This window comes from Streptomyces sp. Da 82-17 (assembly GCF_046098215.1).
GTDB lineage: Bacteria > Actinomycetota > Actinomycetes > Streptomycetales > Streptomycetaceae > Streptomyces.
This window is the reverse complement of record NZ_JBJURH010000051.1, coordinates 1-5,264: the sequence shown is the minus strand read 5'-3', so window position 1 is coordinate 5,264 and position 5,264 is coordinate 1. Positions and strand designations below refer to the sequence as shown.

Annotated in this window: 3 protein-coding genes and 1 tRNA gene; 1 reads left to right on the top strand and 3 read right to left on the bottom strand. The window is 71.1% G+C overall.

What is annotated here, in order from left to right; all coding sequences use genetic code 11:
* The coding region (locus tag ACIDOF_RS37440; protein WP_409010739.1) for a HAMP domain-containing protein at positions 1–1,298 on the bottom strand (1,298 nt) is incomplete at its 3' end.
* 277 nt (positions 1,299–1,575) lie between these two features.
* On the opposite strand from ACIDOF_RS37440, the gene ACIDOF_RS37435 reads away from it, so the two are divergent.
* Positions 1,576–4,245, top strand: coding sequence for a SpoIIE family protein phosphatase (locus tag ACIDOF_RS37435; protein WP_409010738.1), 2,670 nt, complete (start codon positions 1,576–1,578; stop codon positions 4,243–4,245).
* A gap of 81 nt (positions 4,246–4,326) precedes the next feature.
* Here the strand turns inward: ACIDOF_RS37435 and ACIDOF_RS37430 are convergent.
* Positions 4,327–4,399: transfer RNA gene (locus tag ACIDOF_RS37430), tRNA-Thr, on the bottom strand.
* 85 nt (positions 4,400–4,484) lie between these two features.
* Positions 4,485–5,147 carry a DegT/DnrJ/EryC1/StrS family aminotransferase gene (locus ACIDOF_RS37425; protein WP_409010740.1) on the bottom strand — a complete coding sequence of 221 codons (663 nt, stop codon included), beginning with the start codon at positions 5,145–5,147 and terminating at the stop codon, positions 4,485–4,487.
* Positions 5,148–5,264 lie beyond the last annotated feature (117 nt).

The following is a 5,264-nucleotide window of genomic DNA, read 5'->3' as shown; positions in this document are numbered from 1 at the left end:
ACCTTCTGCGACAGGTCGCCGTTGGCCACCGCCGTCGTCACCGTCGCGATGTCCCGCACCTGCGTCGTCAGGTTCCGGAAGACCGTGTTGACCGAGTCGGTGAGGTCCTTCCACGTACCCGCCGCGCCCGGCACGTTGGCCTGGCCGCCGAGCTGACCGTCGGCGCCGACCTCGTTCGCCACGCGGGTCACCTCGTCGGCGAACGTACGCAGCGTCTCCGTCATCTGGTTGATCGTTTCGGCGAGTTGGGCGACCTCGCCGCGTGCGTTGACCGTCACCTTCTGCGACAGATCACCGCTCGCCACCGCCGTCGTCACCTGCGCGATCCCGCGCACCTGCGCCGTCAGGTTGCCGGCCATCAGGTTCACCGAGTCGGTGAGGTCCTTCCACACGCCGGCCACGCCGGGCACCTTCGCCTGGCCGCCCAGCTCGCCCTCGGTGCCCACCTCGCGGGCGACCCGGGTCACCTCGGACGAGAACGACGACAGCTGGTCCACCATCGTGTTCACGGTGTTCTTCAGCTCGAGCATCTCGCCCGCGACATGGACGGTCACCTTGCGTGACAGATCGCCCTTGGCCACCGCCGTCGTCACGAGAGCAATGTCACGTACCTGCGCGGTGAGCCGGTACGCCATGGTGTTGACCGAATCCGTGAGGTCCTTCCACGAACCCGACATACCGCGCACCCGGGCCTGACCGCCCAGCTTGCCCTCGGTGCCGACCTCGCTCGCGACCCGCGTGACCTCGTCCGTGAACCGCGACAGCTGGTCGACCAGGTTGTTGACCGTACGGCCGACCTTCAGGAACTCGCCCCGCAGCGGATGCTGCGCCACCCCGTCCGGAGCCGGCGCCTTGAGCTCCATGCGCTGCTCCAGATCGCCCTCCGCGACCGCGGAGAGCACCCGGCCGACCTCGGAGACCGGACGTACGAGATCGTCCACGAGCGCGTTGGACGCGTCGATCGCCGCCGCCCACGAGCCCTCCCCCGCGCCGTGCTCGAGACGCTCCGTGAGCTTTCCCTCACGCCCGACCACGCGCCTGACCCGCGCCAACTCGCCGGTCAGGTGCAGATTGCGGTCCGCGACCTCGTTGAACACCGCGGCGATCTCCGCCATCACACCGTCGTTGGAGACGGTCAGACGCTTGCGGAAATTGCCGTCGCGCATCGCCACGAGCGCCGCGAGCAGCCGGTTCAGAGCCGCGGTGTCGACCGCGGTGGTCCCACTTCGCTGTTTGCTTCGGGACGGGCCGCCTTTTGCGCGCGTGCCAGTACCACGCGCCGCCGCGCCAGACTCCACTGTGTCCCTCCCGCAGGGGTCGACCACTTCCTAGGGCACTCCGGCCTTCACTCAGAGCCTGCCCAGTGTTTCACCATGCCGGAACCAGGCCATAACAGTTCGGCAGCTTTGCACAGCGTCCCCGCACCCTCCGGGCGGAAACACTGTCGACCGGCATCCGCATAGACCGCGAAGGTAAGTAACCTGGCATCCGGCTGTCCAACCACCCCGGTACGCCCGGCCTGGGCGGCGCATGGCAGAACGGCGGGCAGACGCACATCGGAGGGGCGGCCGCAGCATGGGCATGGGAGATCTCGGCGTCGACACTCGAACTAGGAGCTCTGTGATCACCGCGCGGGCGGCTGCCACCTTCGACCCCGTCGGACGCTCCGTAGCGGCCGCGCGCACCTTCGTACGCGACACCCTCCAGGGCTGGGGCCACGCCGACATCGTCGACGACGCGGTCGTCCTCACCAGCGAGCTCGTCACCAACGCCGTCGTCCACGCCGGCACCAACGCCGACGTCCTGTGCCTGCGCTCCGAGGACTCCGTCCGCATCGAGGTCGCCGACCGCTACCCGGAACGCGAGATCCCGCTCCAGCAGTCCACGCACACCATCGGCCACCCCGACCGCGAAGGCGGCCGCGGCCTCCAGCTCTGCGCCGCCCTCGCCGCCCGCTGGGGCGTGGAGTACACGTCGACGCACAAGCGGGTCTGGTTCCAACTCGACCTCCCCGAACGCCCGGTGGGCACCCGCACGGCCGGCCCCGAGATCGCCACGGACCTCCTGCCCCTCGCCGACACCCGGGTCCGCGTGGCCGTCGTCCAGATCGACAGCACCGGCGCCATCTCCGCCTGGAACGAGGACGCCGAGACCCTCTTCGGGTACCCGGCGGAGAAGGTCAACGGCAAGCCCCTGACCGACCTCGCCGCCTGGCCGCACACCCCCGGCACCGGCACGGGCATCGCCGAGGCCCTCCAACTCTCGCGCTGGGAAGGCAGTTACGGCATCCGTGGCGCCGACGGCCGCGTAGTCCCGGTCTACGCCTCGCACCTGCGCGTACGCGACACCGACGGCGACCCGTCCACGGTCTGCCTCCTCGTCCGCGACCACGAGCGCGCCGTCCTGCAGACCCCGCACCGCGGCCCCGCCCCCGACGCCGCCTCCGTGTCCGACGGCCAGCCCGGCGCCGACCCCTTCGACGCCTTCATCGGCTCCCCCGCCCCGGACGACCTCGACGGCCTCCTGCAGCGCACCGTCGAGCGCGCCCGCGACATGCTCGACGGCGACGCCGCCTTCCTGCTCCTCGCCACCGACGACGAGACGGAGCTGGAGGTCCGCGCCTCCACCGGCCTCCCCTCCGCCCGCCAGCGCTTCGCCCGCGTCCCCGTCGAGGCCGGCACGGGACGGTACGGATCGGCCCGGATGCCCTCCGTGCACGAGGACCTGTCCGTCGTGCCCGGCGCCGCCCCGCTGCTCAACGGCACCGGCATGCGCTCCGTCGTCACGGTCCCGCTCAAGGTCGAGGGCCGCCTCACCGGCTCCCTCGGCGTCGCCGCGGAGTCCCCCGGCCGGTACAGCAACGAGGAGGCCCTGCGTCTCCAGTTCGCCGCCGACCGCATCGCCCTCGCCGTCGAGTCGGCCCGCCTCGGCGAGCTGGAGCGGCTCCGCAGAGGCTCCCTGTCCTTCCTCGTGGAGGCCTCCGACCTCCTCGCCGGCACCCTGGACCGCGACCAGACCCTGGCGCTCATGGCCCAGATGACGGTCCCCACGCTCGCCACCTGGTGCGCGGTCTACACGATCGCCGACCAGTCCTCGGAGCCGTATCTCTCGTACGTCCTGCACGAGGACGAGGAGCGCATCGACGGCCTCAAGGCCCTGCTGTCCCGGATCGCCCCGCCCGACCCGGTCCCGACGCCTGGCGCCCGCGTCTGGAGCGCCCCCGGCGAGGCCGCCCACCAGGCGGCGCTGCGCTCCTCCATGCGCAGCCTCGGCCGCGGCGAGACCACTCCGCTCGGCGCCGGTATCGGCACGACTCTCGCGACGGCCTCCGCGGTCGGCGGCGAGACCGTCGTCCTGCCGCTCGTCGCCCGCAACCGCGTCATCGGCATGCTGACGCTCGGCAAGCCCACCGAGGAGCACTTCCGCCAGGAGATCCTCGAACTCGCCGAGGACCTCTCCCGCCGGGCCGCCCTGGCCCTCGACAACGCCCGCCTGTACTCGGAGCGCATGGCCATCAGCCAGTCCCTCCAGCGCAGCCTCCTGCCCCCGGAGCTCCCGGAGGTCCCCGGCGTCGAGGTCGAGGTCATCTACCGCGCGGCCGGCGAGGGCAACGAGGTCGGCGGCGACTTCTACGACCTGTTCCCCATCCGCGACGGCGCGTACGGCTTCGCCATCGGCGACGTGTGCGGCACGGGCCCGGAGGCCGCCGCCGTCACCGGTCTCGCCCGGCACGCGCTGCGTCTACTCGCCCGCGAGGGCTTCGGCGGCCCCGCGGTCCTGGAGCGCCTCAACGCCGCGATCCTCGACGAGGGCGCCCGCAGCCGCTTCCTCACGCTCCTGTACGGCGAGCTGTGGCCGCAGGAGGACGGCTCCGCCATCCTCAAGATCGTCTGCGCCGGCCACCCGCTCCCGCTCCGCCTCCGCCAGGACGGCACGGTCGAGCCGTACGCGGAGCCGCAGCCCCTGCTCGGCGTGATGGACGACCTGGAGCTGTACGAGCAGACGGTGACGCTGGAGCCGGGTGACGTTCTGCTCTGCGTCACGGACGGCGTCACGGAGCGCCGCGAGGGCACGCGCATGCTCGGCGACGACGGCCTGGCCGATGTCCTGACGACGTGCACGGGTCTGACCGCCGGCGCGGTCGCGGCCCGCATCATGCGCGCCGTGGAGCGGTTCGCCTCGGACGCGCCGTCGGACGACATGGCGATTCTGGCGATGCGCGTCCCTGAGCCGCACCAGGACTGACCTCAACTCCCGCGTCGGCAGCGGGATCCCGGGTACGCGAAAGGCCCCGCCCGATTGATTCGGGCGGGGCCTTTCTGTCGGAGCCCCCAAGCGGAATCGAACCGCTGACCTTCTCCTTACCATGGAGACGCTCTACCGACTGAGCTATAGGGGCCTGTTGTCCTCGCGGTCTCCCGCGCGGCAACGGAATAGATCATACCCCGTTTCGAAGGGTGCCTCGAACCATCCACGGCTTCCGCTCAGAACGCGGGCTGCAGCAGCCCTCCGAGCGCATTGCACGCGGACACGAGTCGCTGAAGTTCCCGCCGCGTCTTGCTTCCCTGGATGGGCAGCGCCAGCGTCTCGTCGGCGGCCCGCTCGGTCTCGGGCAGGACGACGTTCCGCCGGAACTCCGGCAGTCGGTGCACGGGCGTCTTCACGGGGACGCGGCACTCAACTCCCTTGCCCCTTATGGCTCGTGCGAACGCGTCCCGGTCGGGCCGCCCGTTCCCGGGCACGCGCACGACGTATTCCTGGTACGTGTGCCCACGCGCCGGCTCGGGCGTCCGCACTCCGGTCAGTCGGGCGTCGAGGTATTTGGCGTGCGCCTGTCGTCGCGTCACTTCGCCGAACGACTCGCTGCTTTCGCCCTGTTCGAGCACGAGCAGTCCGCGCCGACGGCCGATGTCGCCCAACTGCCCCATGTCGGCGGGCCGTCCGAAGCGGTGGACGACGATGACGGCGGCGGTCCGGGCACCGGCGACGGCGTCAACAGCCGCCGCGTCCAGGCAGTACGTGGCCGGGTCGATGTCCGCGAACACCGGCAGGGCTCCGGCCTGGACGACGGCCTCGGCCACGTCGGCGTTCCCGTACGCCGGCACGATGACCTCGTCGCCGAGCCCGATGCCGGCGGCCTTGAGCATTCCAACTGTCCCCATACCTCGCGATGTTGAGGGGGCAACGTGAACACGAGGTGACGCAAAACAAAAAGACGCTGGTCCCCGAACCGAAGTTCAGGGACCAGCGTCTTTATCAAAATT

Coding starts and splice junctions, on each gene's coding strand:
- ACIDOF_RS37435 (WP_409010738.1), top strand. CDS start 1,576: ATGGGCATGGGAGATCTCGGCGTCGACACTCGAACTAGGAGCTCTGTG.
- ACIDOF_RS37425 (WP_409010740.1), bottom strand. CDS start 5,147: ATGCTCAAGGCCGCCGGCATCGGGCTCGGCGACGAGGTCATCGTGCCG.